Origin of the sequence: Kibdelosporangium aridum (assembly GCF_900176515.1) — a bacterium.
GTDB classification, from domain to species: Bacteria; Actinomycetota; Actinomycetes; order Mycobacteriales; family Pseudonocardiaceae; genus Kibdelosporangium; species Kibdelosporangium aridum.
Window position 1 is genome coordinate 339,618 of record NZ_FWXV01000003.1, and the last position, 24,011, is coordinate 363,628.

Below are 24,011 nucleotides of genomic sequence, written 5' to 3' on the forward strand. Positions count from 1 at the left end.
CTCGCCAGGCTCACTGTGCGCGACTAGTCATAACCTTAGGGCTACCGTGGATCAGGCGCGGGACGATGGAGACCAAGTGACAACCACAGTGAGCACCACACACCACTCGACTGGCGGATACTGCCGGATCAGGCTCGCAGGGCCACGCACACGCGTCGATCTCGCAGTTCCGTCCGGTGTTCCGCTGGCGGGGCTGCTGCCGACACTGCTCAAACACGCGGTCGACGAGAAGGACGAAGGCGAAGCCGGCGGCTGGACGCTGAGCACCACGGACGGCGCCGCGCTCGATCCAGCGATCAGCCTGACCGCGTCCGGTGTGCGAGAAGGTGATCTGCTCGTCCTGCACCCGGCCGACGACCGCAATCCGCCGCCGCTGTACGACGATGTCGTCGAGGTCATCGGCGAACACTCCGTCCGATCAGGATGGAGTACGCGGCAGACGAGGACGGCGTGCGCGGTGATGATCACCGCGTGTGTCCTGGGTGGACTCGCCGCCGTGGCCGCTGGAAGTGGGACGCTGCCGGGCATTCTCGCCGCGGTGGCGTGTGTTCTGCTCCTGCTCGGCGGAGGCGCGCTGTCCAGGGCGTTGGCCGATGTTCCAGCGGGGATTCTGGCCGCCGCACTCGCGATTCCGGCAGGCGCGGTGTCCGCGGCGAGCCTGCTCGGTGGGACTTGGGGCGCCGGGCATGCGTTGCTCGCGTGTGCGGTCGTGCTTTTGGTGTCCGCGCTCGGACCGGTCGTCGTCGGCGGTGGAGATGCAGTGTTCGCCGCGTTCACGATCGCCGGCGTGTTCGGCTGTCTCGGGAGCCTGATCGTCGTGCTCGATGCCGGATCGCCCGCTGCGGCGTCTGCCGTCGTCGCGCCGATCGCGCTCGCGGTCACGACGCTGATGCCCGTGCTGGCACTACGGATCTCCCGGTTCCCGCGGCCACAATTGCCGCGTACCGTTGACGATCTCGCGAACCTGCCTGGGCAGGTGGAGTTCGAAGTCGTGCAGTCACGGGTTCGCAGGGCGCGGCTGATGTTGTCGGGTCTGGTGGCTGGCTGCCACACCGCTACCGCCGTCGGCATCGCATTGCTCGCGGCGGCGGGCGATGCCTGGTCGTGGCCGCTGGCAGGTGTCCTGTTCTTGCTGATGCTCTTGCGTGCCAGGCTTTTCCGCGAGATCCCGCAAGTCGCGTCGCCGATTCTCACGGCGACTCTCGCTTTGCTCGCGGGCACCGCTGTCGCCGTTTCGCAGGCGTCGGGCGACAACACCATGCTCCTCGGTGTCGTGCTGCCGGTCCTGTTGGTCGGCGCGACCATCGCCACTTTGGTCGGCCTCGCGAGCGGGCGGCACGCGCCTAATCCACGTACGGCTCGGTTGCTCGACATCATCGAGACCACGTTGCTGTTGGCGGTGGTACCGCTCGCGCTGGCCGTCTGGGGCGTTTATCGAGTGCTGCTGGATTTGGGCGGATGAGGTCCGCCCGGCTGGCCTTTGTCGTGGCGTTGCTCGCCACGATCATCGTACTGCCCGGAACCGCGCTGGCGGCGTGCCGACAGGATCCGGTGGCGGGACCGGCGCTCCCGAAGACCGCACCACGTGACCCGATGCTGGATCGGCTTGGCCTTGAACGTGTCTGGGAGATCTCGAAAGGATCGGGCGTCACGGTCGCTGTCATTGATTCCGGTGTGGACGGTCGGCATCCCAAACTGAGCGGCGCGATGCTGCCCGGACTTGAACTCTCGCCGGTGCAGGATCCGCGCGGCTTCACGAGCACGCCCGGTGGTGGCGCAGAGGACTGCGAGAACCACGGCACCGCGGTGGCGGCATTGATTGCCGGGAGTGACGCCGACGACGACCGTGTCATCGGGGTGGCGCCGGCCGCCAAGATCGTGCCGATCCGGTTCACCGTACCGTTCCAACAGGCGACCGACTCGATGATCGCCGAAGCCATCCGCCTGGGTGCGGAACGGGCCCAAGTGCTCAACTTGTCCTTCGCGCTGCCGGTCGACAAGCCCGTGATCAAAGACGCGGTCGCTGCGGCGATCGCGCGTGGCGCGGTGGTGGTTGCCGCAGCCGGAAACGAACAACAGGACCAGCCGGGCGTCACGTGGTATCCCGCCGCGTACGACGGTGTACTCGCTGTTGCGGCGGTGGACGAGCGTGGCCAGCCGTTGAAGGAGTCGAACCAGGGACAGTGGATCGACGTCGCAGCGCCAGGCAAGGAGCTGACCACGGCCTCTGCGGGTGGACGCGGATACGTCGCGGTAAGCGGCACCAGCTTCGCGACGGCACTGGTCTCTGGCGTCGTCGCGCTCGTCCGGTCGAAGTATCCAGGCATGTCCGTCGCCGACATGGTCACCCGGATCACCTCGACCGCGACACCTGTCGCCGGCCAGCGCACAGACCGGATCGGAGCCGGGGTGATCGACCCGTTCGCGGCACTCACCGCCGCGCTTCCCGGGGGGATGCCGTCGGTCGCGGCCGGATCTGTCGAGATTGTGCCACTTCCACCCGAGAACACCGGTCCGGGCGGGGTCTTGCTGACCGCGCTGAGTTGGGCCGGCGCGATCACAGTTGCCGCTGTCGTGGCCGCATTGGGTGGAATCGCCGTCCGCAGAGGGCTTCGACGCGGCTGGCGGCCAGGCCCGATCGAACAACAGGATGACGCGGCGCCGCCGCCCCGCGCTGCCGACGTGGAACTGACGTAGCAGTACATTTGTGCCATGCGGAGCAAGAAGGTCGAGTTCACCGGGTCACAGGGCGAGAAGCTGGCCGCCCGGCTCGAACTGCCCGACGGGGACATCTGGACGTACGCGCTGTTCGCGCACTGCTTCACGTGTGGGAAAGACGTTGTGGCGGCGAGCCGGATCTCGCGGGCACTGACCGAGTTCGGCATCGCCGTTCTGCGGTTCGACTTCACCGGCCTCGGCGGCTCGGCGGGAGACTTCGCGAACACGAACTTCTCGTCCAACATCGACGACCTGGTGCTCGCGGCGGACCATCTGCGAGCCAAGTCCAGCGCACCCACCGTCCTCATCGGACATTCACTCGGCGGCGTGGCGGTGATCGCGGCGGCCCACCGTATTCCCGAAGTCCGCGCAGTGGCAACGATCGGCGCCCCCGCCGACCCCGCACACGTCCTGCACCTGATCGGCGACAGCCATGCGGAGATCGAGGACAAGGGCGAGGCCGACGTGGTACTGGCTGGACGGAAGTTCTGTATCCGCAAGCAATTCCTCGAGGATATCGCCGAACAGCCGCAGGCCCAGCGAATTCGTAACCTCAAGGCGGCTTTGCTCGTAATGCACTCGCCGACCGACGAGTACGTGGGGATCGAGAACGCCCGGCGCATCTTCGACGCGGCACACCACCCCAAGTCCTTCATCGCCCTCGACGGCGCAAACCACCTGCTCACCACAAGAGAAGACGCCGACTACGTCGCCAACGTCCTCGCCACCTGGGTAACCCGCTACGCGGTGAAGACCGACCAACCCGAGGAAGGCAGGGTCGTCGTTGCCGAGAACGGCGACGGCCCATTCGGCCAACGCATCACCGTGGGCCATCACGTTCTAACAGCGGACGAACCTGCCCCAGTAGGCAACGACAGCGGACCGACGCCGTACGACTTGCTTCTCGCCGCGCTTGGGGCATGCACTTCGATGACGCTACGGATGTACGCCGATCGCAAGCAATGGCCGCTCAAGCAGGTGTCGGTGCATCTGCACCACTCCCGTATCCACGCCGAGGACTGCGCCGACTGCGAGACCAAGACAGGCATGCTCGACCGGATCGACCGCCGGATCCACATCGAAGGCGACTTGTCCCCCGAACAACGCCAGCGCCTGCTCGAGATCGCCGACAAATGCCCAGTCCACCGAACCTTGCACTCCGAAATCGAGATCCGCACGACTACGGACAGCGTCGAATAGCAGGTCGTTGTAGTACAAGCGAAGACAGGCCCAAGCTCCGTGTTCCGAAGCGCGTTCCTGGGATTCCCAGTATTGTTGTCGAACGCGGGAGAGGGGTCGCATGGAGCTGCGCGAGTTGCTGAACCGGATCGGAACGAACTACGACCGGACTTTGGGACAAAAGGGCGAAGCACAGGAGTTGCTTCGGCAGGCACCGGCTTTCCTGCGACCGAAAGTGTCTGCAAGCTACATAACGGCTGCTAGCGGCGGCAAGGGCAACGGCGCCATCGTGCCGTGGATTGCAGTCTTCGATCCGGACGAGACAACGACTGCTCAACGTGGCATGTACGTCGTCTACCTGTTCGCCGCAGACATGAGCAGTGTCGCACTGAGCCTCAACCAGGGCGTAACAGAGCTGACTAGCGAGTTCGGGACACCTGAAGGGCGCAAACTGCTGAGGCAACAGGCGAGCGCGATCAGGCAGGCCTTCCCTGAGGATCTGATTGATGGGCTGGATGCTGTGATCGACCTTCGCTCGCGTACCAAGCTGCCATTGGACTACGAGGCCGGCAATATACTAGCGACAACCTACGCCCTCGACAGCTTGCCTGGCGAGGAGCAACTTACCGCTGATCTCGACCGGTTTGTGCGATTGTATGAACATGCTCTGAGTTTGCGGACAACGCTGCGGTTGAGCCGTATAGATGCTGTCCACACGACCTTAGCCATACCGAACGTCGAGATCGTCGCTGAGTTCAAACCGAAGAGCGACGCGGACTACGTCCAGGTGATCACGGGCGGCGTACGGCGAGTTAGTCGGAAGCACGAGAGACTGGTTGATCAGTACGGCAAGTTTCTCCTTGCGTCAGGTTTCGAAGCCAACACCAAGGTCCATCCGCGAGACCTCACGGCATCGCGTGACGGCTCGCACTGGCTCATCGAAGCGAAGATGGTTCGTGCTGGGAACGGGGTGCAGGCGACACGCGAAGCTATCGGCCAACTGCTGATGTACCGAGACACTTTGTACGACACGCCACGAGACGTGCGCATGCTCGCGCTCTTCAGTGAAAGTGTCGGCAGCATGTGCATGGACTTCCTGGAGAGGTACCAGATCGCGTCGGTGTGGAGCAGTAAAGGTGGTTGGGTCGGCTCTCCGTCGGCGGCCGCCGGAGGGTTGGCGGCTCCGTTGTAGGCCTTGCACTCCATGACCGCCCAGGCCGCTGGTTAGTCGTCTTGTGGGTAGTCGCCGGTGTAGAGCAGGAGGTAGGCGAAGACGCTGGCGATTCCGGCGGTGATGCAGGCGGTGTCGGCTACCGACGTGCCGAAGAGTTCTACGAGGGGGCCGGAGCCGGTGATGATTCCGATGGTTTGGCCTGTGGTGACGGCTATGCCTGCGATCAGGAAGATCGCCATGCAGATGCGGGATGCGGTGAGCAGGAGTTTGTGCATGGGCTTCGGTGCTTTCATGTGGGGATCCACAGGATTCCGGTGGCCAGCAGGATTCCGACGACCAGTGTGGGGATCAGGTAGTAGAGCACTACCGGTATGAATATTCGGACTGGGTTGATCTCCGCTATTCCCGCTGCTACGTAGAGTGGGGCTGCTCCTGGCGGCGAACAGCCTTCCGAGGAGGCCCAGACCAGGATTGCGGCGAAGGCCACCGGCGCTGGGATTCCTGCCGTCGTCAACGCCACGAAGGCGACTGGGCCGACGGCCGCCACTGTCGAGGTTGTGTTCAGTGGGCCCGCGACGATCACGATGATCAGGCCGACCACGATTGCGGCGATCACCTGGGGCACGCCTGTCAGGCCTGTCATATATGGGGCCAACTGCTTTCCGAGGCCCAGGGTGTTGAGGACGTTCGATGCCGCGAAGGCCGAGATCATCGTCATTCCGACCAGCCCCAGTTTGGGGCTCACTGTTCCGAGCAGGGACCACCATTGGCTTCGGCCGCGGGGCAGGGATTTGCGTTCGACGATCAACCCGACGATCAGCATCACCATGGGCAGCCAGATCAGCATGGGGATCACGTCGTCGGCGTCCAGGCCTGTTTGGTTCGCTACCAATGCACTTGACGCGACGATGATCGGCAGGGCGATCGAACCGAGGACCACCAGCGACGGCCAGCCTGCCCGAAACGATGTCCGGAATGGACGGATGTCCTCGGTCGCCATCGCTCCCACACCGCGCTTTCGGACGATCGCCGCCGCGATCACCACGCGCATCAGGACCATCCATACTCCGGTCACGAACATCGCTGCCACGATGTCGCCGGCGCTCAACACCGGCAGGACCGTTGGGGCGGTTAATAGGACGAAGAAGGCTCCGCTGAAGGGGAATGTGGCGCCGACGCCCGCGTTGCCGGACAGGACCAGCGCCGCGGTCTCCCCGCTCGCCTTCGATCGCTTCATCCAGGGGATCGTGATGGAGCCGATGGTCGCCACGATCGCTGCCCGTTGTGAGCCACCGCTCCGAAGAGTCCGGATGCGACGGTCGCCGCATACGCCGACCCGCCGCGATATCTGCCCAGAAGTGAGCTCAGGATGTCGACCATCCGGCCGACCAGGCCGGTCCGGCTGAGCAGTTCGCTGACGAACACAAAGGCCAGTGCGGCGAACGTGATCTCCGACTTCAGGCCGTCGACCAGGCTCTTCCAGCCGACTGCCAGGGCGTCCGACCCGGCGAATGCCGCGGTCACGAGAAATCCGACCGCCATGGCTTCGCCGATGTTCCGCTTGAACACGGCATTCCAGATCACGATCGCCGCGATGAAGGCCGCTAAGGCGTAGATCGCGTTCATCGGAAGTCCTCGATCAGGCCTGCTTCGGCGTACGCCGCTTTGACTGACTGTCCAGTCAGGAACTTGTGCAAGAGCATCGCATCCGGTGCCGCCTCGGTGCCGAGCCCGACCGAGAAGTGGCTCCAGTGCTGGACTTCTTCGGGTAGTGGACCGACGATCCGCACGTCTGGGACGAACTTCAGCTCGCTCAGCTGCTGGATCGCCAGATCTGCACGTCCGTCCACAACGGCCAGTGCCGTGAACCCCTTGTCCACCACGGTAGCGCGCGCGTTCACCTCGGCCGCGATACCGAGGTGCTCGATCATCGACGCGAAGTAGATACCACTGGCTCCGGTTCGGGAGTACGCGACCGAACGTGCCGACGTCAGCGCTTCGCAGAGTGCTGGAACGGTTGATATGTCCGGGACCTGCGTGCCTGCCGCGACGGCGACGCCGATTCCGGTCTTGGCAATGGGAACCACAGAGTCGAACACCGCCAGCGACTCGGTCACCGCGACGATGACGTCCGGTTTCGCACCGGCTTCGATTCGCTTCATCAACACTGTCGTCGGATCGAACACCGTGTCTACCGCGACACCGGTTTCCGTTGTGAACTGGGGAATCAGCGAGTCGAGGGCCTTCTTGACCGCGAGGGCGCTGAACAGGTGGAGCATCGTGGGATTCCGTTCGTCATTGAACAAGAGCCTGTCGCTGCTGCTCGGTCAGCGGCCTGGTGGGCATGCCGTGCAGCAGCAGGAAAATCTTGGCTGTGTGTTCGATCTCGTCGAGCGCGTCGATGGCTGCGGCGAGATCGGCTCCGGCGATGACCGGTCCGTGGTTGCTGAGCAGCAGGGTCGAATGATCCGCGGCCGCACGGGCCACGTCGGCGGAAATTCCTGTGTCTCCTGGGGCATAGTACGGAAGCAGAGGGAGCTTACCAACACGCATCGCGAAATAGGCTGTCAGGGCTGGAATCGCGTCGGCAGAGTCGATGTCGGCAAGGCATGAGACCGCAGCAGAATACGTCGAATGCGTGTGTACCACGGCATTCGCGGTCGGTCGTTCGCGCAGCATGATGGCGTGCAGGAACGCCTCTTTGGACGGTCTGGGTCCACTCAGGTGCTTGCCGTGAACGTCCATCACGGACACTTCTCCAGGCAGGAGTGTGCCGAGAGATGCCCCGGTCGGTGTGACGAGAACCTTGTCGCCAACACGGACCGAAACATTTCCCGTGCTGCCATGGGTCAAGCCGCGTTGGTAGAGCGACCGCGCCGCAGTGACGAGTTTGTCGCGTTGATGGATCATCGCGTTGCCTCCACGAGCAGCTCGACGGCGCCGAAGTTGCCGGATTTCAGCAACAGGGCCAGATCCGGCATCTCGACCGGGTGAATCCACGGCACACCGGCGTCCGCCAGTTCGCCGATCGTCCCGCCGCTGATTCCCAGCGCGCTCACCACAGCACCGGACGTCTCACCGCCGGTCACGACAAGCCGCCGGACACCACGGCTCACCAGCCCTGTGGCAACCAGCGCGCATGTTGCCTCGAGAATGCCGGAAGCTTCCTGCACCCCAAGGACTTCCTGCGTCCGCTGCAGGTCGACCGGGCCCATGGACGAGTAGATCAACGGCGCCGCGCCGTCCGGCAGACCGTCGTACCAGGTCAGGGCCGCGGCGGCGAGGACCTCCGGATCGGTGTGGGTCACGGGATCGATCCGATACGCCGGCCTGCTCGCCCGGATCATCGCGGCCACTTGCTCCAACGTTCGCGCGGAACAACTGCCCGAGAGCACTGCCGCTCGCCCGGCCAGGGACGGATTCGTCGACAGGCTCAGAGTTCCCGGTTTGGCTGCGGCAATGCCACGGGCCAACCCGGCCGCACCGGCCACCAGCGCCCGTTCTCGAAGCGCTTTCCCCAGAACGCGCAAGTCTTCCGAATCGACCGCGTCGAGGAACAGATAACGCGCGGTGCAGTGCTCCAGAATGCTCCCAAGATCACCGTGCCGCACCGAATCCAGCTCCACGACTCCGACATCCCGGTCGGTCTGTGCTCGCAGGAGCCGGGGCAGGGAGGACTCACGCATCGGATTCACCGGATGGTCTCGCATGTGCGACTCGGCCAGCAACAATGAGCCGACGAACAAGTACCCCTGGTATTGCGTTCGGTGGTGCTCCGGCGAGCTTGGCGTCATCGGGACGACGTCAACCGACATCGCATCGGCGACGGCATCCAGGAGCGGCCCGATATTGCCTGCGGGCGTCGAGTCGAAAGTGGAGCAGTACTTGACGTAGATCTGGTCACTTCCGTGACGACGTAACCATTCAAGCGCCTCCAACGACTGGGCGACCGCTTCTGAAGCCGGTGCCATTCGGCTCTTCAACGCGATGACAATGGCGTCGTGCTCGGGCAGTTCCGCCGAAGACGGCGGCACACCGAAGAAAAGCAGAGTTCGCAGGCCTTCGGACCGGAAGGCCACGGCGACGTCCGCGCCGCCGGTGAAGTCGTCCGCGATCGTTCCGATCATGCTGTGACCACCGACCTCAGTTTCGCCGCGGCCGAGCGCGGCCCGGAAATGACAGGGACATCAAGTGCCGGCGCGCACGGCGTCAGCGAGTACTGCGCGAGCAACACAGCATCCACCGAGGAAACGTAAGGAAGACAGGCCTCAAGGATGCGCGCAGGAACCGTGACCACACCGACGGCATCTGGATGGTCAAGCCGGGCCATGGTGTCCCGCAAGGCAGACTCCAGCGAGGCGACAACGAGAATTCTTTGATACGCAAGCGCTTCCTCGAAAGCTGCCGCATCGGGAGCCAGGACCGCGACAGGGAATTCCGCCGCCGCGACGAATCCGTACATCGAACACGTCAACAGCACAGCATCGGCGTTGTCGGCGGCGTACGAGATGAGCCGCCGCATCCGGGCTTCCAGGGAAGGCGTGACACCGCCGGATTTCTCCGCATCCGGCAGCAGCTTGTCATCGAGGATGTTCCACGGATCAGCCTCGGGGAATTCCTCAGCCAGAGCCGAAACGGCCGGCTCGATCGCCGTCGTCGTCGCACTGATCAAAGCGATTCGCATGCCGCCAACTCCTTCACCCAGCGCAGTCCCGCGACCGTGTCCGCCACCGGCCGGTACTCGCAGCCGATCCAGCCCTGGTAATCAGCGCGCAGAACGTCGAACACCGAATGCCACGGGACTTCCCCGGTTCCGGGCTCATGGCGATCAGGGGGATCGGCGATCTGGACGTGAAACGTCATTGGCAGGAATTCCCGCAATGCCGCAACGAGATCGTCCTCCACGATCTGCGCGTGGTAGACGTCGAACATCAGCCCCACGTGCTCAGCACCCACCGCCTCGACAACCGCGGCCGCCTGCGCGTGGGAGTCCAGCACGAATCCAGGCTTGTCACGTTGGTTTTGGACTTCCAGGACCAAGCGGACGCCGGTATTCCTGGCCAATTCGGCGGCCAACGCCACATTTGCCACGTAGTCGACGAAACTGGACTCGGACGACCGGATTCCGCCGACGAGATGCAAGAATGAGCTGCCGAGCGCGACCGCGTAGTCGAGCCCTTGGGACACCGCCGCACGGAAATCAGGGTCCAGGCAGGTCCGCGGAGTGTTGATCAACACCTGCCTGAGACCGGCATCGGACAACCACTTCCGCACCTGCGCGGGCTTGTACGGGTACGGCGATGCGTACTCGACGCCGGCGAACCCGGCAGCGGCAGCCGCGTCGAACCGTTGCTCGAAGGGAAGTTCGGGGAACAGCCACGAGAGGTTGGCATCGAAACGCATCACGTCACCAGGTTTTCCGGAGTCCGGCCCTGCAGGACGTCGATCACCTGCCGGGTGGCCATCAGGCTTGATCGGGACCGCGCCTCGACGGTCGCGGCTCCAATGTGAGCGGTGACAATCACGTTGTCCAGTCCCCGCAATCTGCTGTCCGCGGGCAAGGGCTCTTCGCGCAACACGTCGAGTGCAGCGCCCGCCAAGGAGCCGCTGAGAATCGCATCAGCGAGGGCATCCTCGTCGACCACTTCCCCACGAGCCGTGTTGATCAGATAGGCGCTGGGTTTCATCAGGCGCAGCGCTTCCGCGTCGATCAGGTGCCGCGTCGACTCGGAGAGGAAGATGTGCAACGTAAGGAAGTCGGCCGCCCGAAGCACTTCCTCGAAACTCACAGACGAGACACCTGGTTCGGCTACAGGTTCACGGTCGTAGGCGAGCACGCGCATGCCGAGCGCCAAAGCCATCCGTGCCACGGTTTTGCCGATCGAACCGAGACCGACGATGCCGAGCGTCGCGCCTTCGAGCTCACGGCCGCTGCGCTGCTCCCACCCTCCCGCTTGGACACTCGCGATGTTCTGCGGGATGAGCCTGGCGCAGTTGAGCATCAGAGCAAGCACATGCTCGGCCACCGACCGGCGGTTGGCGCCTGGCGTGAACGTGACGGCGACGCCGTTGCGGGAAGCCGCCTCGATGTCGATGTTGTCGTACCCGGCGCCGCACCGGCCGATCACCCGCAGGCGGGACGCGGCGTCGATCACCTTGGCGGTGAAGGCGTCCGTGCCCGCGACGATCCCGTCGACGTCCTCGACGACGTCGAGCAGTTCCTGGCCGGGCTGTTTGAAGACCGTCTCGAACCCGGCGGCGCCCAGCAACCGGTCGACCTCGCCGCCCGGCGCCAGGTAGGCGGTGGTCACAAGCACTCGCTTCGTCATGTTTCCCCTGATCAACGGGGGCCAAATGAAAATACTATAGGATTGATGTCAATACTATAGTTTCAGCCGGCACACTATCGTCGTCCCAGTGACGAAGGAGGGTGCATGACGTCCCCACGGCGGCGCTCCGAGCGGCAGCCACTCGCTGACAAGATGTACGAGGTCCTGCTCGGACAGTTCACCGACGGACGGTGGACCGCCGGCGAACCGGTGAACATCGGCGCGCTGTCCCGTGAACTCGACGTCAGCCAGACCCCGCTACGGGAAGCCCTCGCCCGGCTGGAACACACCGGGCTGGTGCGCCGCGAAGCACTGAAGGGCTACCGCGTCGCTCCCCTGCTCACCGAATACGAGCTGGTCAAGCTGATGGACGCCCGTAAGGTGCTCGAACCCGCGATGGCCTATGAAGCAGCCAGGCGAACCACCCCGGAGTTCCTCGACGAGGTGCTCGACGCGGTGAACGCGCAGGCTTCATTGGACAGCAAGGTGTTCAGCGACTACTGGAAAGCCGACGAGCGCTTCCACCTGCTGATCGCCAAGCAGGCGGACAACCCGTTCCTGGAGACCGCGTACAAGTCACTCGGCGGTCAGGTCCAACGGTTCCGCTTCTTCGCCACGCTCGGCTCCGCGCGCGGCGCCCCCGGCCTCGCGGCCGAGGAGCACCGGGCTGTGCACGCCGCGCTCGTGTCAGGTGATCCCGACGCGGCCGCGGCACGGATGCGTGAGCACATCGAGAACGCCAAGGCACGTGTGCTGAACGACCGCAAGGCGGTCATGAACGACTGAACATGGCAGTGATGTCGGCGTACGCGATCGCGTGGTCGGTGAAGCCGAACGTGCCGTGCTCCTTGAGCTCGCGGGCGGCCGCGATGAAGCTGCCGAGCGCGGTGCGCGACAACGTGCTGCCGAGGCTGACCCGCCGGACGCCGAGCTCCTCAAGTTCCGCCAGCGGGATCGGATCGCCTGTCAGACCCATGACCACGTTCACCGGCCGGTCGACCGCGCTCACCACGGCGCGGATCTCGTCCTTTGTGGTCAGCCCCGGGGCGTAAAGGCAGTCCGCGCCCGCTTCCTGGTACGCCTGCAACCTGCGGATCGTGTCGTCAAGGTCGGTATGGCCGATCAGGTAGTTGTCGCAGCGAGCCGTGAGCAGGAATTTGAATGGCAGGGTTCGCGCGGCGTCGACAGCGGCCCTGATCCGCGCGGCGGCGATGTCGATGTCGTAGCGCTCACCCACTGCCACCCGGCCACGGCCGTAGCCGCGGTCCTCAATGGATCCGCCGACAATGCCGGTTCCTGCAACCGTCAGGATGAACTCGCCGACCTCGTCCGGGTCGTCGGCGAAGCCTTCCTCCAGGTCGGCGCTCACCGGCAGGCCCGTGGCCCCGGCGATGGACCGCAGGTAGGCCAGCATTTCGTCCTTGTCGGTCGCGCCGTCGCGGCGGCCGAGTGAGAAGGCGAACCCGGCGCCGGTGGTCGCTAGCGCCTCGAAGCCGACGTGCTCGAGGATTTTGCTGGTCCCGACGTCCCATGGGTTGGGAATGATGAAGGCCTGCTCACGATCGTGCAGGTCAGCGAACGCGGCGGCTTTTTCCAGCTGAGTGGTCACGGCACGTTGGGTACACCTGCCCACCGACAATTCTCCGACAACCACCTGTCCCCAGCGAGCACAGTGGGTTCATCCACCGGTGAAACCACCAGGTCAGCACCCATTCGGCGGTTGTGTACCGGCCAGTAGGCCCATCGTCACCCCCTGCCATCTGGTAGAACAAGCACCCGTTACGGGCGAAACTCCGATGGAACCGCGGCCAGGCGGTGTGCGTCGGAGCACATGCACGGGGCATTCGATTCGACTGGGGTGAGGGCCGCCATGCCCAACGGGTTTGGAACCGTTCCCGAGGAACTGCGGAACGCGGCGAACAAGATCGGTGACGTTGTCAGCAAAGTGGTCGGTGCCGTCTGGCAGCCGCCGAGCGGCGACTACGGCCACCAAGGTGTCCAGATGGGCTGGTCGGCGTTCATCGAGGACATGAAGAAGAACATCGACGGCCTGCGGGAGAAGGCCGACGGCCACGGCAACGGCTTGATCAGCGCCGCGACGTCCTATTTGGAGAGAGAAACCGGAGTCGGCGACCTGCTCGGCAAAGCAGGCGAGTTCCTCGGTGACACCGCGTCCGGGCTCACCGGCGGAGCGATCGGCATAGCCCCCAACATCTCCTCGCGGCTCAACCCTGAGTCGGCTCCGGGTGTCGGCCCGGCCGCCGCACCCGGACGGATGGTGTTCTGATGGCCGCCGAACTCGGTCAGACCATGGACCCCCGCGAGCTCATCCCGGGGATGCCCGAAGCGATCTCCAACGACCTGAAGTCCCTTGTGGAGAACGTCAAGCAGGTCGCGACGGTCGGCCGCGACCTCGGCAGCGTCGACGTGGTGGAGTGGACCGGCGATGCCGCGTCCTCGTTCCTGGAGATGTTCGGCCAGGAACCGCCGAAGTGGATGCAGGCGGTCGAGGACATGGGTCTCGGCGGCCAGGCCCTCGCCGACTTCGGTGACACGCTGACCTGGGCGCAAGGCCAGGCCCAGAAGGCGATCGAGATGTACACCGAGGCGATGGCCGCGTCCCGTGCCTTCGCCGCGCAGGCCTTGGAGACCGCCCAGCAGGGCGGCATCGTCACCCAGGTCACCGACCCGGCCGCGGCGGCGTTCCACAATGCACAGACCGTTCTGCAGAACGCGCGTGACCAACTGGCTTCGGCGGGCGGCACGATCGCCCAGATGTTCGGCATGCAGCCGGACGGCGAGGGCAAGTACACGGCGCAGGGCCCGGAGCGTGGTTTCGGCGTCGACGGCCACAACCCCAACAAGCCCGGTTGGCATCGCGGGCCTGGCGGCAAGAGCTACAACCGCGAGTTCGGCAGCCAGAACCAGGGCAACATGGGCGACATGATCGGCGGCGTGATGCAGGGCGTGCTGAAGTCGCTCGGCATCGAGATCCCCGAGGGCGAGTGGAAAGCCGCGGCCGAGGCCAAGCTCTGGGGCGCGGAGGCCGAAGGCAAGTTCGACTCGGGCTTCTTCAGCGGCGAGGGCAAGGCCAGCATCGACACCATCGGCGCCGGGGCGGAGGCGCACGCCAAGTGGGGTCCCGACGGCCTCAACGCGGGTGCGAGCGCCGAGGCGTACCTGGCCAAGGCGGAGGCCGAAGGCAAGCTCAACCTCGGCGACCACGCCAGCGTGTCGGGCAAGGGCGAGGTCTTCGTCGGCGCGAAGGCCGAGGCCGAGGCCAACATCGGCTGGGGCGGCGCGGACGTCAGCGCGGGTGCCTTCGCCGGTGCCCGGGCCGAAGGCGAAGTCGGCGCCGAGGTCGGCGGCATCGGTGCCGGTGTCCAGGGCGAGGTGTGGGCCGGTGCCGGTATCGAGGCCGACGCTCAGCTGGGCATGGGTGACGACGGCAAGTTCCACGTCGGCGGTTCGTTCGGCATCGGTCTCGGGTACGGCGGCAAGGTCGGCTTCGACGTCTCGGTCGACCCGGGCAAGGTCGTGGACACTGTCGGCGACGTCGCCGGAGCCGTCGGCAACGGCATCAGCAGCGCGGGCAAGGCCCTCGACCAAGGAGTCAGCAACGTCGCCGGCGGCGTCAAGGACTTCTTCGGACTGTAAAGCGGATGGAGATTCAACCGAATGGCAACCACGATTCCGGTACCGATCGAGTTCTCGCTGCCGGACGGATGGCGTGCCGCCCCGCCTGACGAGGTCGGTTCGCCCAACGTCGCGTTCGTGGCGCTGAAACCGCCCGCGGTCAACGGGTTCACCTCGAACATCACGATCTCCGGCGAGATCCGGCCGGACGTGCCGCTCGACCAGATCGCCGACGAGGCACTCGCCAAGCTGCGCAACCAGGTCGTGCAGATGAAGGTGGGCAACCGTGGCCAGCACGGCAGCCCGGAGAACCCGGGACTCACACAGGCCGTGCGGGTGCTGATCCAGGCAGGCGGCCGCCAGATGGACGTGGCCCAGCTGCAGGTCTTCATCGGCATGCAGGACGTGCGCGACCCCGACCGGCAGGCCGTGCTGCACATCGTGCTGTCCGCGGACTCCGACGAGTTCGAGCGCGTGATCAGCGACTTCCAGCAGTTCCTCACCACCGTCCGGCCGGATCCGGCGGCACAGAACACCAACGGGGGCTGGTGACCATGACCGAGTGGTCAGAGCGTCTTGCGCGCCGGATCGAGGCGATCGACCAGGCAGCGGCGGACAACCGGATGCGCGCCGAGGCGTACCGGCAGATGACCGAGGAGCTCAAAGCCGTCGAAGGCACCGCCACGTCACCGGACGGTATGGTGACCGTCGTCGCCGGAGCGGGTGGTTCGGTCAGGTCCATCACCTTCAGCGACGCGACAAGGTCGACGGACCCGGCCCTGTTGTCCAAGACGGTGATGCACACCATCGCCAGGGCACAGGCGGACGCAGCCCGGTCGCAAGCCGAGGTGGTGCGTCGTGGGCTCGGTGGCTCCGAGTTGCTCGACCGGGTGCTGGCCGAGGAGGAGAAGGTGTTCGGTGACACGCCGACGCCGGATCCCGGGGTGCATTCGCTGCGGCGAGCACCCGCACCCACCACCAGCCGGCCGGGTTACGACGACTACGAGGACGGATTCGACATCTACCAAGGAATGCGCCGTTGAGCCCAATAGCGATCATCGCGATCGTGGTCGGTGGCCTGATCGTGGTGGGCGGCCTGCTCACATGGATGATCATTTGGCTGCGTAAGGACTACCAGCAGCACGAGGCCGGCGTCCTCGACCGGCTGACCGAGGAAGCGCCCAGACGCGGCTGGCGGTTCGAGGAACGCGCGGACAACTACACCGACGTGTTCAACGACGTCGAGCGCTACCCCAAGCTGTCCGAGCCGATCGTCGGACATGCCGCGTCGCCCAAGGCTTTGCGGGCACACGACGTGGTCACCGGCGAGCACAGGGGCAGGCCGTTCATGGCGGCCAAGTTCTGGACGTCGAAGCCGATGGACACCCGTGACGGCGGCGGCTGGGAGTGGTTCCACGCGATCTGGGTGAACACGCCCGCACCGAGGCCCACGCTGGATGTCCGCTCGGTGCCCCGGATGCAGAGCGCCGTCGGGTCCGCGCTGGGTGTCGGCGACCTGAAGATCGGGCACCCCGAGTTCGACGCCCGCTACCAGGTGACCGCGCAGAACGAGCAGTTCGCGCGTGACGTGCTCAGCCCCCAGCTGATCGACCTGCTGCTGACCGATCAGCGCACGTTCCAAGGATTCTGGATCCGCGGCCAGCAACTCGAGGTGATCGGAGACATCGTCGAGGACCACCGCGACCCGGAAAACCTGGTGCCCGCATTGGACCTGCGCAACGACATCATGGACCGAATCCCCCACCAGGTATGGGGATAACCCCCAAACCCCCAAACCTCCAAACCCAACAACCCGCCCCAACCGCACCCGCGCCCTCGGCGAGCGCAGCGAGCCGAGGAAAGCAGGGGGCGAACCAGCGACGCGCGTGTCTGCAAGCGCGGCGGGAGAGTTGATCCATCCGCGGCGCACAGCGGCAAGCGACAACGCTGGAGGCGAGTCGGATGGATAACTCGCCCGCAATGCGATTGCGGACACGCGGTAAACCGATTCGACCAGCCACGCTGAAACGGCGGCGAACTCCCGGCGAACTCGCTGTGCCGCAAAGGCGGACACGGCGTGCCGGAACGGCGGACACGGGGTGCCGCAAAGGCGGACACGGGGTGCCGCAAAGGCGGACACGGGGTGCCGCAAAGGCGGACACGGGGTGCCGGAGTGGTGGACATGGGCAATATCCTCGGCCTATGCGGGGATTACTTGTGACAGCTTTGGTGGCGGCGGCCTTCGGGGCCGCCGCCACACCTGTTTCCGCGGCAACGCCGCCCACCAGGACCGAGACCGATGTCCAGCGCACTGTGGCCGATCCGGCTGCCTGCGGTGATTACGGCGTCGAGTGGAACATCGATCTGCACTCGGTGAACTGGACGTTCTTCGACGACAACGGCAAGCGCGTCAAGCTGGTCCAGCACATCACCGAGGACAACACCGTGCGCAACACCGTCACCGGCCTGACGTTGCGCGACAGCCCGGTCGACTTCGTGCAGACGTCGACGTTCAACCCGGACACCGGGGTCCGCGAGAAGATCTACATCACCGGCACGTCGGTGAACGTGCGCCGTGGCAACCAGCACCTCGTCGACCGTGGACCGATCGTGATCGACGGCCAGACCGGCAAGATCCTCTTCGCCGTCGGGCCGCATCCGATCCGCGAGCTGCTGGACGGCAGCTTCGACATCGCCCGCGCACTGCCTGGGTTCTGCGAGATCCTGCGCTGACACGCGCAGGGGCGCGCGGTCCCCGGTTTTGGCCACTAATGGCGTAATACTGCGTCGGTGCTCGTCACTCCGACCGGTTTGGTGATCTCCCCAGGAGACCTCGTCGACCTGTTGGAATGCGAGCACCGCAGCGTTCTGGACCACGCGCTGGCGCTCAAGCTCGACGGCGCGCCGCAACCGGCCGAGCCGCAGAACTTGCTGGTCGCCAAGCATGGTCTGGCCCATGAGCAGGCGGTTCTCGAGCAACTCGAGGCCCGCTACGAGGTCACCAAGATCGATTTGCCCGCTCCGCAGCCGGATGCGCTGATCCAGGCGGCCGAGCAGACCCGGCGGGCGGTGCGGGCCGGTGCGCCCGTGATCTACCAGGCCGTTTTCTACGACGGGAAGTTCTACGGCCGCGCGGACTTCCTGATCCGTGACAAGAACGGCGGTTACGAGCCACACGACACGAAACTGACCCGGCACCCGAAACCGTCGGCAGTCCTGCAGCTGACGACCTACGCTGCCGCGCTGCGAGACGCCGGGTACCCGGCGGGCCCGGACATGCACCTGATCCTGGGTGACGCAACCAGGCATTCCTATCGTGTCAACGACTTCCTGCCGCTGGTGCAGGACTTGCGGGCACGACTGGCGGAGCGGCTGGCCAAGCCCGCGCGCCTGCCCGAGCAGCTGTGGGCGGATGAACGTGCGGCGTGTGCCACGTGCAAGTTCGGCACGCACTGCGCGTCCGGCCGCGAGAACGACCGTGACCTGTCACTGGTCGCCAACATCCGGGCTGATCAGCGCAGGAAACTCGCCGCTGCGGGCATGTCGACGATCGACGACCTGGCCAACGCGACCGCGATGGACCGGCCGTCGACCATGTCCGCGGCCACCTTCAACGGCCTGCGGTCGCAGGCGGCGATCCAGGTCATCCAGGACGCTTCGCGCACGCCGGACGATCCGGTCGGCAAGGTGGCGTACGAGGTGCTCTCCCCCGAAGTGCTCGCCACCCTGCCGGAGCCGGCCGACGGCGACGTGTTCTTCGACATGGAGGGCGACCCGTTCGCCTTGGCAGGCCAGGGTCTTGAGTACCTCTTCGGCGCGGTGACCGTCACCGGCGGCAAAGAGGAGTTCCGGCCGTTCTGGGCGCACAGCCGCGCGCAGGAAAAACAGGCGTTCGAGGACTTCGTCGACTTCGCGCTCGAGCGCACGGTGAAGTACCCGGGCTCGCACATCTACCACTACGCGCCTTACGAAGTGAACGCCCTCAAGCGGTTGGCGGCCTTGCACGGCACGCGCGAGGAAGCCGTGGACACCTTGCTGCGAACGGGTTCGCTCATCGACCTGTATGCCGTGGTACGCAAGGGTTTGCGGGTATCGCAGCGGTCGTACTCGATCAAGTACCTGGAACCGCTGTACATGCCGGACAAGCGGGACGGTGACGTGGTCAACGCCGTGTCCAGCATTGAGGCGTACGAGGAATACCTCACACTGCTCGCCGCCGACGACATCCCGGAAGCGGAAGCGGTACTGGACGGGATCAAGGACTACAACGAGTACGACTGCGTGTCCACGCACCGGTTGTACCGCTTCCTGTTGCAGGTGCGCACCGAGGCCGGAATCGAGCCGCACCAGCCGGACGAGTCCGAAATGGACGTCCTGATCAACGAGACCGCCGAGGCCGAAGCCGCGGAGCGCCGGGCCGAACGCGCGGCCCGGATCGCGGCCGTGGTCGAGCCGTTGCTGGCTGACTTGCCTGAAGACCCAAGCCAGGCAACGGAAGACGAGCAGGCGCGGGCGTTGCTCGCGGCAGCGGTCGGGTACCACCGGCGCGAAACCAACCCGGCGTGGTGGGACTTCTTCCGCCAAGTCGGTGCCCCGCTGTCCGATCTGGAGTCCGATACCGCTTGCACGGTCCCGGTTTCCGTGCGAGCCGAAGACTGGACGGCACCCAAAGGCCGGGTGCGTAACGCGAAACGCCTCCTGCACGCGCGGTGTGATCCCGACCGGCCGCACCCGTTCGCCCCAGGCGAGCAGGTACGCGTGCTCTACTCAGGAACTCCGGTCAACTGGACGCGCAACGCCAAGGTCATCGAGGAGACGGCCGAGCAGATCACCCTTGAGGAGAGCGCGAAGCCGGACGAGACGACCAATGACGTGCCGATCGCGGTCCTGCCCGGTGACCCGGTGAAGCCGCAGCCGAAAGACGAGGCGGTGTACTCACTCGCCGAGGGCGTGGTCGAGATCCTGCCGATGCTGCCCGCGCATCCGGGCATCGACCTGTTGCGCAGGCTGCCGCCGCAGACCATCAGCGGCAAGCTGCCCCACGGTGAAGACCTTGTCGCCACAGTGATTTCCGCGGTCGACGCGCTGGACGGCTCGACTCTGGCCGTGCAGGGACCGCCGGGTGCGGGCAAGACGTACTTGGCCGGGCGGTTGATCGCGCACCTGATCCGCAAGGGCAAGTCGGTCGCGGTCACGTCGAACAGCCACAAGGCCGTGGAGAACGTGCTCAGCTCCGCCTTGGCCGCCGGTCGCGAGCTCGGCGTGCCGATTCCGTGCGCCAAACGCGCGAAAGGCATGCCTGCCAAGGATTGTGAGTGGGAGCAGCCGAAGGACAACAACTCACTGGTCCGGTGGCGCTCCGACCAGGGCAGCGGGCACCTGGTCGGCGGCACCGCGTGGACGTTCGCCAACGCCGCCATGCGGGAACAGCGTTTCGACGTGTTGATCATCGACGAGGCCGGCCAGTTCGCGTTGGCCGACGCGCTCGCGGTGTCGACCTGCGCCCGTAACCTCGTGCTGCTCGGTGACCCTCAGCAGTTGCCGCAGGTCGTGCAGGGCACGCATCCGGCAGGCGCGGACGCGTCCGCCCTGGGGCATCTCCTCGGCGAAGCCGACGTGATTCCGCCCAGCCTCGGCTACTTCATGGACCAGACCCGGCGTATGCATCCCGGGGTGTGCGACCCGGTTTCCCTACTTTCGTATGCCGGACTGCTGCACGCGCACCCGACTGCGGAGGGGCGACGGGTCGACGGCATCGAACCTGGCCTGTACACGCGCTATGTCGATCACAGCCACAACATCACCAGCTCGCCCGAAGAAGCCGAGGCCGTGGTGGCCACGGTGAAGTCGTTGGTCGGCCGGACCTGGGTGGACGGTGAGGCCACCAGGCCGCTCACCGACGGCGACATCCTCGTCGTCGCACCGTACAACCTGCAGGTCAGGGTGGTTCGGCGGGCGCTGGAGGAGGCCGGGTTCACCGAGACAAGGGTCGGCACGGTGGACAAGTTCCAAGGCCAGGAAGCGCCCGTGGTGCTTGTCACAATGACCTCGTCCGCCGCGGTCGATCTCCCACGCGGGCTGGACTTTCTGCTGTCCCGCAACCGGCTGAACGTCGCTTTGTCGCGTGCGCAGGCGCTTGCGGTGCTGATCTGTTCACCGCGGCTGGTTCAGGCGGACATTCGTGATGTCGAACAAATGCGGTTGGTGTCCGGAATGATCGGTTTGCAACGTGGCGCCCGCCACTGGCCCGCCTGACACTTTTTTGGTTGCTCTGCGTGGCGGATAAGATGGGGGTCACCGTCCTGAGAAAGGCGTCATAGCTCCATGACCAGCGATTTCGACGCTGCGCCGGCCAAGTTCACCACGCTTGGGCTCACCTTCGACGACGTTCTGCTACTGCCCGCCGAATCCGACGTTGTGCCGAGCGGAGTGGACACCTCCACCCAGGTCTCGCGCAACATCCGACTGCGTGTCCCGCTGCTGTCCGCGGCGATGGACACCGTGACCGAGGCACGGATGGCGATCGCCATGGCCCGCCAGGGCGGCATCGGCATCCTGCAGCGCAACCTGTCCATCGAAGACCAAGCCCGGCAGGCCGAGACGGTCAAGCGTTCGGAAGCAGGCATGGTCACGGACCCGGTGACGTGCTCACCGGACGCCACGCTGTCCGAAGTGGACGCCATGTGCGCCCGCTACCGGATCTCCGGCCTGCCGGTCACCGACGAGAACGGCAAGCTGATCGGCATCATCACCAACCGCGACATGCGCTTCGAGGTGGATCACACCCGGCCGGTCCGCGAGGTGATGACCCAGGGCCCGCTGGTCACCGCGCAGGTGGGCGTCTCGGCCGACGCCGCGTTGGGGCTGCTGCGCCGGCACAAGATCGAGAAGCTGCCGATCGTGGACGCCGACGGCAGGCTGCACGGCCTGATCACGGTGAAGGACTTCGTCAAGACCGAGCAGTACCCGTTGTCCACCAAGGACCCGGACGGCCGTCTGCTGTGCGGTGCCGCGGTCGGTGTCGGCGAGGACGGCGTCAAGCGCGCCATGGCCCTCGCTGACGCGGGCGTGGACGTGATCATGGTCGACACAGCCCATGGTCACGGGCGCAACGTGACCGAGACCGTCGCCCGGTTGAAGAAGGAACTCGGCGACACCGTGGACATCGTCGGCGGCAACGTCGCGACCCGCGCGGGCGCGCAGGCCCTGGTCGACGCGGGCGCGGACGGCGTCAAGGTCGGTGTCGGCCCCGGTTCGATCTGCACGACCCGTGTGGTCGCGGGCGTCGGCGTCCCGCAGATCACCGCGATCTACGAGGCTTCGCTGGCGTGCCGGCCCGCGGGGATCCCGGTGATCGGCGACGGCGGCATCCAGTACTCAGGTGACATCGCCAAGGCCATCGCCGCCGGTGCCAGCTCGGTGATGATCGGCAGCCTGCTCGCGGGCACGGCCGAGTCCCCCGGCGAACTGATCCTGGTCAACGGCCAGCAGTACAAGACCTACCGTGGCATGGGCTCGCTGGGCGCGATGCAGTCCCGTGGCGAGGCGAAGTCGTACTCCAAGGACCGCTACTCGCAGGACGATGTGCTGTCCGAGGACAAGCTGGTTCCCGAGGGCATCGAGGGCCGCACTCCGTACCGCGGCCCGCTGAAGAACGTCGTGCACCAGCTTGTCGGCGGTCTGCGGGCGGCCATGGGTTACACGGGCTCGCACACGATCGCGGAGCTGCAGGACGCGCAGCTGATCCGGATCACGGCGGCCGGGCTGAAGGAAAGCCACCCGCACGACATCACGATGACCGTCGAGGCCCCCAACTACACGGCCCGCTGATCATCCCTGGTGAGTGTTTTGGCCGATTGTGACCGGCCAAAACACTCACGACAGCGCCAGGTAGCTTTCGATCTCGTCGGCGCCCCGCCCGGCTCCGCCACTGTGGGCGATCACCGCGCGCATCCGGTCCAGGTTCGCGCGGATGTCCGGGTCCGTGCTCACCCTGGTCACGGCGGCACGCAGGTCGTTGCCAATCCTGTCCCCCAGCCCCAGCTCAAACACCCGATCCGCGTTCGACTTCTGCTCGGGTGTCATCGGCATCGTGACCATCGGGACGCCGTGGCTCAAGGCCTCCATGACGGAGTTCATGCCCGCGTGCGTGATGAAAGCGCTTGCCTGCTTGAGCACCGCCACCTGCGGGAACCTCGGGCGGATCTCGAAATTCGACGGTACCGGGCCGAGATCCACATCGCCGGTGGTCATCGCCACGTGCCACTCGGTGTCGGCGAACGTTTCGATACACGTCCGGTAGAAAGCCTCGTCGGTGAACACCGAACCGAGCGAGATGTAGAGCGACGGCGTGCCGCCCGGTGTCCATTCTTCCTGGTCACGGTCGCCGAGCAGAGGCCCGATGAACCGGTACCGATCGTCGAACGTGTCCCCGCCCGGTTGGAATTCCCGGGGCAGGAACACGAGATTCAGCCGCTCCGGCACCTCAAGAGTGCCTTCGAAATCAAGCGACACACCGTGTTCCGCCGCGAACCGGGCACAGTCCGCCTCGATCTCGGTGGGGTCGATGCCGGTGATCATCCACCGGTGCAACGGAAAAGCGTCGTTGGCGGCGAAGTTCGGGATGGTCCGCACGGCCGGGATGCCGAGTTTCTCCGCGACCAGCCGGGCCGGCCAGTTCGTCGTGTCGTAGATGATCGCGTCCGGCTTCGCGGTCGTGCAGTGGTCGAGCAGGACTCGATAGGTCGCGCTCAACGCCGCGAAGAAGTGCTTGAGCCACCCGGCCAGGAGGTTCTCGTCCGGCGGAATGTAGGGCGACATCTTCGGCAGCGGAAGATGCGTCGAGCCAGCGCCGACGGCCTCTTCCGTCGCGTATTCGACCTGGTGACCACGCCGGACGAGTTCGGCGACAAGCGGCAAGGTCGGAGTGATGTGGCCTTGACCCGTCAGCGTGACGAACAGCAAGCGCATGCGTC

24 protein-coding genes are annotated in these 24,011 nt (G+C 65.7%); 13 read left to right on the top strand and 11 right to left on the bottom strand.

Annotated elements, in window-relative coordinates; genetic code table 11:
• Nucleotides 1-76 precede the first annotated feature (76 nt).
• The 4 genes from eccD (at nt 77) to B9C43_RS20575 (ending at nt 5,089) form a co-directional block, all read left to right on the top strand.
• Nucleotides 77-1,462 (top strand): type VII secretion integral membrane protein EccD, encoded by a 1,386-nt coding sequence (eccD, locus tag B9C43_RS20560; RefSeq protein ID WP_160096608.1) that lies wholly within the window; start codon nt 77-79, stop codon nt 1,460-1,462.
• On the top strand, nt 1,459-2,697 hold the full coding sequence (mycP, locus tag B9C43_RS20565; protein WP_084428532.1) for a type VII secretion-associated serine protease mycosin: 1,239 nt from the start codon (nt 1,459-1,461) through the stop codon (nt 2,695-2,697). Before eccD ends, mycP begins: the two co-directional genes overlap by 4 nt.
• 15 nt (nt 2,698-2,712) lie before the next feature.
• Nucleotides 2,713-3,918 carry a bifunctional alpha/beta hydrolase/OsmC family protein gene (locus tag B9C43_RS20570; protein WP_084428533.1) on the top strand — a complete coding sequence of 402 codons (1,206 nt, stop codon included), beginning with the start codon at nt 2,713-2,715 and terminating at the stop codon, nt 3,916-3,918.
• 100 nt (nt 3,919-4,018) lie between these two features.
• Nucleotides 4,019-5,089 carry an MrcB family domain-containing protein gene (locus B9C43_RS20575; protein WP_084428534.1) on the top strand — a complete coding sequence of 357 codons (1,071 nt, stop codon included), beginning with the start codon at nt 4,019-4,021 and terminating at the stop codon, nt 5,087-5,089.
• A gap of 32 nt (nt 5,090-5,121) precedes the next feature.
• Here B9C43_RS20575 and B9C43_RS20580 read toward each other — a convergent pair whose 3' ends face one another.
• The 9 genes from B9C43_RS20580 to B9C43_RS20615 are packed head-to-tail and all read right to left on the bottom strand — an operon-like array spanning nt 5,122 to nt 11,400.
• A complete protein-coding gene (locus B9C43_RS20580; protein WP_235038745.1) occupies nt 5,122-5,364 on the bottom strand; it encodes a hypothetical protein in 243 nt (80 codons plus the stop codon).
• On the bottom strand, nt 5,361-6,308 hold the full coding sequence (locus B9C43_RS20585) for a TRAP transporter large permease subunit (RefSeq protein ID WP_268811573.1): 948 nt from the start codon (nt 6,306-6,308) through the stop codon (nt 5,361-5,363). Before B9C43_RS20585 ends, B9C43_RS20580 begins: the two co-directional genes overlap by 4 nt.
• Nucleotides 6,305-6,697, bottom strand: a complete 393-nt coding sequence (locus B9C43_RS59605; protein WP_200825622.1) for a TRAP transporter large permease subunit — start codon at nt 6,695-6,697, stop codon at nt 6,305-6,307. The genes B9C43_RS20585 and B9C43_RS59605 overlap by 4 nt, the downstream gene beginning before the upstream one ends.
• Complete coding sequence (locus tag B9C43_RS20590; RefSeq protein ID WP_084428535.1) at nt 6,694-7,350, bottom strand: molybdate ABC transporter substrate-binding protein; 657 nt, start codon at nt 7,348-7,350, stop codon at nt 6,694-6,696. The genes B9C43_RS59605 and B9C43_RS20590 overlap by 4 nt, the downstream gene beginning before the upstream one ends.
• A 16-nt stretch (nt 7,351-7,366) precedes the next feature.
• Complete coding sequence (otnC, locus tag B9C43_RS20595; RefSeq protein WP_084428536.1) at nt 7,367-7,981, bottom strand: 3-oxo-tetronate 4-phosphate decarboxylase; 615 nt, start codon at nt 7,979-7,981, stop codon at nt 7,367-7,369.
• Nucleotides 7,978-9,198 (bottom strand): 3-oxo-tetronate kinase, encoded by a 1,221-nt coding sequence (otnK, locus tag B9C43_RS20600; RefSeq protein ID WP_084428537.1) that lies wholly within the window; start codon nt 9,196-9,198, stop codon nt 7,978-7,980. The genes otnC and otnK overlap by 4 nt, the downstream gene beginning before the upstream one ends.
• Nucleotides 9,195-9,755 (bottom strand): hypothetical protein, encoded by a 561-nt coding sequence (locus B9C43_RS20605; RefSeq protein WP_084428538.1) that lies wholly within the window; start codon nt 9,753-9,755, stop codon nt 9,195-9,197. The genes otnK and B9C43_RS20605 overlap by 4 nt, the downstream gene beginning before the upstream one ends.
• Entirely contained in the window at nt 9,740-10,474 is a 735-nt protein-coding gene (locus B9C43_RS20610; protein ID WP_084428539.1) for a hydroxypyruvate isomerase family protein, read from the bottom strand. Before B9C43_RS20610 ends, B9C43_RS20605 begins: the two co-directional genes overlap by 16 nt.
• Nucleotides 10,474-11,400, bottom strand: a complete 927-nt coding sequence (locus tag B9C43_RS20615; RefSeq protein ID WP_084428540.1) for a phosphoglycerate dehydrogenase — start codon at nt 11,398-11,400, stop codon at nt 10,474-10,476. Before B9C43_RS20615 ends, B9C43_RS20610 begins: the two co-directional genes overlap by 1 nt.
• Before the next feature lie 105 nt (nt 11,401-11,505).
• Between B9C43_RS20615 and B9C43_RS20620 the strand changes: the two genes are divergently transcribed.
• Nucleotides 11,506-12,186, top strand: coding sequence for a GntR family transcriptional regulator (locus tag B9C43_RS20620; protein ID WP_084428541.1), 681 nt, complete (start codon nt 11,506-11,508; stop codon nt 12,184-12,186).
• On the opposite strand, the gene B9C43_RS20625 is transcribed toward B9C43_RS20620, so the two are convergent.
• Nucleotides 12,173-13,009 carry an isocitrate lyase/PEP mutase family protein gene (locus tag B9C43_RS20625; RefSeq protein ID WP_084428542.1) on the bottom strand — a complete coding sequence of 279 codons (837 nt, stop codon included), beginning with the start codon at nt 13,007-13,009 and terminating at the stop codon, nt 12,173-12,175. The genes B9C43_RS20620 and B9C43_RS20625 overlap by 14 nt on opposite strands.
• A gap of 261 nt (nt 13,010-13,270) precedes the next feature.
• Here B9C43_RS20625 and B9C43_RS20630 point away from each other — a divergent pair, with 261 nt between their 5' ends.
• From B9C43_RS20630 to guaB, 8 genes are all read left to right on the top strand, one after another.
• The gene (locus tag B9C43_RS20630) at nt 13,271-13,687 is read left to right on the top strand and encodes a hypothetical protein (protein ID WP_084428543.1); all 417 of its coding nucleotides are present in this window, start codon (nt 13,271-13,273) and stop codon (nt 13,685-13,687) included.
• Entirely contained in the window at nt 13,687-15,057 is a 1,371-nt protein-coding gene (locus tag B9C43_RS20635; protein WP_051895425.1) for a cell envelope integrity TolA family protein, read from the top strand. The genes B9C43_RS20630 and B9C43_RS20635 overlap by 1 nt, the downstream gene beginning before the upstream one ends.
• A gap of 21 nt (nt 15,058-15,078) precedes the next feature.
• A complete protein-coding gene (locus tag B9C43_RS20640; protein WP_033383248.1) occupies nt 15,079-15,588 on the top strand; it encodes a DcrB/PsbP domain-containing protein in 510 nt (169 codons plus the stop codon).
• 2 nt (nt 15,589-15,590) lie between these two features.
• Nucleotides 15,591-16,079, top strand: a complete 489-nt coding sequence (locus tag B9C43_RS20645; protein WP_033383250.1) for a YbaB/EbfC family nucleoid-associated protein — start codon at nt 15,591-15,593, stop codon at nt 16,077-16,079.
• Entirely contained in the window at nt 16,076-16,816 is a 741-nt protein-coding gene (locus B9C43_RS20650; RefSeq protein WP_084428544.1) for a hypothetical protein, read from the top strand. The genes B9C43_RS20645 and B9C43_RS20650 overlap by 4 nt, the downstream gene beginning before the upstream one ends.
• Before the next feature lie 422 nt (nt 16,817-17,238).
• Entirely contained in the window at nt 17,239-17,769 is a 531-nt protein-coding gene (locus tag B9C43_RS20655) for a hypothetical protein (protein WP_143446478.1), read from the top strand.
• 81 nt (nt 17,770-17,850) lie between these two features.
• Nucleotides 17,851-21,291: a TM0106 family RecB-like putative nuclease gene (locus tag B9C43_RS20660; RefSeq protein WP_084429109.1), complete on the top strand. Its 3,441-nt coding sequence runs from the start codon at nt 17,851-17,853 to the stop codon at nt 21,289-21,291.
• 69 nt (nt 21,292-21,360) lie between these two features.
• A complete protein-coding gene (gene guaB, locus B9C43_RS20665; protein ID WP_033393011.1) occupies nt 21,361-22,866 on the top strand; it encodes an IMP dehydrogenase in 1,506 nt (501 codons plus the stop codon).
• A gap of 45 nt (nt 22,867-22,911) precedes the next feature.
• Here guaB and B9C43_RS20670 read toward each other — a convergent pair whose 3' ends face one another.
• Complete coding sequence (locus B9C43_RS20670; protein WP_084428546.1) at nt 22,912-24,006, bottom strand: macrolide family glycosyltransferase; 1,095 nt, start codon at nt 24,004-24,006, stop codon at nt 22,912-22,914.
• Between the last annotated feature and the right edge of the window lie 5 nt (nt 24,007-24,011).

Bases quoted from the DNA above. Each gene is read 5' to 3' on its own strand.
- mycP (WP_084428532.1), top strand. From the start codon at position 1,459: ATGAGGTCCGCCCGGCTGGCCTTTGTCGTGGCGTTGCTCGCCACGATC.
- B9C43_RS20570 (WP_084428533.1), top strand. From the start codon at position 2,713: ATGCGGAGCAAGAAGGTCGAGTTCACCGGGTCACAGGGCGAGAAGCTG.
- B9C43_RS20575 (WP_084428534.1), top strand. From the start codon at position 4,019: ATGGAGCTGCGCGAGTTGCTGAACCGGATCGGAACGAACTACGACCGG.
- B9C43_RS20580 (WP_235038745.1), bottom strand. From the start codon at position 5,364: ATGAAAGCACCGAAGCCCATGCACAAACTCCTGCTCACCGCATCCCGC.
- B9C43_RS20585 (WP_268811573.1), bottom strand. From the start codon at position 6,308: ATGAAGCGATCGAAGGCGAGCGGGGAGACCGCGGCGCTGGTCCTGTCC.
- B9C43_RS59605 (WP_200825622.1), bottom strand. From the start codon at position 6,697: ATGAACGCGATCTACGCCTTAGCGGCCTTCATCGCGGCGATCGTGATC.
- B9C43_RS20590 (WP_084428535.1), bottom strand. From the start codon at position 7,350: ATGCTCCACCTGTTCAGCGCCCTCGCGGTCAAGAAGGCCCTCGACTCG.
- otnC (WP_084428536.1), bottom strand. From the start codon at position 7,981: ATGATCCATCAACGCGACAAACTCGTCACTGCGGCGCGGTCGCTCTAC.
- otnK (WP_084428537.1), bottom strand. From the start codon at position 9,198: ATGATCGGAACGATCGCGGACGACTTCACCGGCGGCGCGGACGTCGCC.
- B9C43_RS20605 (WP_084428538.1), bottom strand. From the start codon at position 9,755: ATGCGAATCGCTTTGATCAGTGCGACGACGACGGCGATCGAGCCGGCC.
- B9C43_RS20610 (WP_084428539.1), bottom strand. From the start codon at position 10,474: ATGCGTTTCGATGCCAACCTCTCGTGGCTGTTCCCCGAACTTCCCTTC.
- B9C43_RS20615 (WP_084428540.1), bottom strand. From the start codon at position 11,400: ATGACGAAGCGAGTGCTTGTGACCACCGCCTACCTGGCGCCGGGCGGC.
- B9C43_RS20620 (WP_084428541.1), top strand. From the start codon at position 11,506: ATGACGTCCCCACGGCGGCGCTCCGAGCGGCAGCCACTCGCTGACAAG.
- B9C43_RS20630 (WP_084428543.1), top strand. From the start codon at position 13,271: ATGCCCAACGGGTTTGGAACCGTTCCCGAGGAACTGCGGAACGCGGCG.
- B9C43_RS20635 (WP_051895425.1), top strand. From the start codon at position 13,687: ATGGCCGCCGAACTCGGTCAGACCATGGACCCCCGCGAGCTCATCCCG.
- B9C43_RS20640 (WP_033383248.1), top strand. From the start codon at position 15,079: ATGGCAACCACGATTCCGGTACCGATCGAGTTCTCGCTGCCGGACGGA.
- B9C43_RS20645 (WP_033383250.1), top strand. From the start codon at position 15,591: ATGACCGAGTGGTCAGAGCGTCTTGCGCGCCGGATCGAGGCGATCGAC.
- B9C43_RS20655 (WP_143446478.1), top strand. From the start codon at position 17,239: ATGCGGGGATTACTTGTGACAGCTTTGGTGGCGGCGGCCTTCGGGGCC.
- guaB (WP_033393011.1), top strand. From the start codon at position 21,361: ATGACCAGCGATTTCGACGCTGCGCCGGCCAAGTTCACCACGCTTGGG.
- B9C43_RS20670 (WP_084428546.1), bottom strand. From the start codon at position 24,006: ATGCGCTTGCTGTTCGTCACGCTGACGGGTCAAGGCCACATCACTCCG.